Annotated in this window: 2 protein-coding genes; one reads left to right on the top strand and one right to left on the bottom strand. The window is 74.5% G+C overall.

The genetic code is table 11. The annotated features are described in order from the left end of the window. The first annotated feature begins 285 nt into the window (after positions 1 to 285). Positions 286 to 867, top strand: a complete 582-nt coding sequence (locus tag D7231_RS34890; RefSeq protein ID WP_120760377.1) for a TetR/AcrR family transcriptional regulator — start codon at positions 286 to 288, stop codon at positions 865 to 867. A 16-nt stretch (positions 868 to 883) separates the two neighbouring features. On the opposite strand, the gene D7231_RS34895 is transcribed toward D7231_RS34890, so the two are convergent. Continuing rightward, positions 884 to 1,309, bottom strand: a 426-nt coding sequence (locus tag D7231_RS34895; RefSeq protein ID WP_147449891.1) for a FadR/GntR family transcriptional regulator, incomplete at its 5' end; no start/stop codon positions are given.

Below are 1,309 nucleotides of genomic sequence, written 5' to 3' on the forward strand. Positions count from 1 at the left end.
TCAGGGCCGTGCGGCCGGCGAGCCCGTCGGGCAGCGTCGAGCGGACGGGAATCGTCCCGGCGGACGGGGCGGATCCGGAGGCGGTATCGGAGGCGTCGGCGTCCGAGGCGCCGTCGGCGGCGCCGACGGCGTCGGCAAAGGCAGAGGAGGCGGAGGCAGGGGCGGCGGTGCTGGCCATGGGCGTTCCCTCTTCGTCCGGGCGATAAATAAACCATTTGGTTTATTGAGCGAACCCTCGCACGCCCCCGGCCGCAAAGTCAACCGCCTGGTTTAAAATCCGGCCCCATGAGTTACGACGCGGAGGCGACCCGGCGGCGGATCCTGGAGGCGGCCACCGCCGAGTTCGCCGAGTACGGCCTGGCCGGGGCCCGGGTCGACCGGATCGCCACCGCCGCGCGGGCCAATAAGCAGGCCATCTACCTCTACTACGGCAGCAAGGAGAAGCTGTTCGGCACGGTGGTCCAGGGCACCATCGACGAGCTGTGCCACGCCGTGGACATGGACCCCTGTGACGCCCGCGTCACCGCCGAGCGGATCTTCGACGCCTACCTCACCCGCCCCCGCGCCGTCCGCCTGATGCTGTGGGAGGCGCTGGAGGTGCGCGGCGGCCCGGTCGCGGACGAGGAGACCCGCCGCGCCGCGTACCAGGAGCTGATCCGGGAGCTGGCCCCGGACCCGGAGGCCCGCCGGGCCGTTCAGGACTGGCTGTTCACCCTCGTCGGCCTGGTCGCGTGGAACTTCGCCGCCCCCCAGCTGGCCCGCATGATCCTGGACGAGCCGGACGACGCCGCCGCGCTGCGCCGCCGCCGCGCCCGCGTCGCGGAGGCCGCGGCCCGCATGGCCCCGGCCCCCCTCGCCGCCCGCTGACGGATCACGGCCGAGGTCAGGGAGCCAGCACGTCCAGCTCCCGCAGCGCGCCCACGGTGATGTCCCGGGTCAGCCGCTCCGCCGCCTCCGCGTCCCGCTCCCGGATCGCCTCCGCGACCCGCACGTGCAGCGTCACCGCCGCCGGGTCCGGGTCCTCGAACATCACCCCGTGCCGCGTCCGCCCCGTCAGGGTCGCCGCCACCACCTCGCCCAGCGGCGCGAACATCTCGTTCCCCGAGGCCGCGAGCACCACCCGGTGGAAGGCCGTGTCGTGCACGAGGTACGCCTCCAGTTGCCGGCCGCGCGAGGTGGCCACCATCCCCAGCGCGTGCTCGGTCAGGGCCGCGCACTGCTCGGGCGTGGCGTTGACGGCCGCGAGCCGGGCCGCCACCGGCTCCACGGCCGAGCGCAGCACCGTGAGGGAACGCAGCTGGCGGGGGGG

Origin of the sequence: Streptomyces klenkii (assembly GCF_003626645.1) — a bacterium.
In the GTDB taxonomy this organism is placed as follows: Bacteria; Actinomycetota; Actinomycetes; order Streptomycetales; family Streptomycetaceae; genus Streptomyces; species Streptomyces klenkii.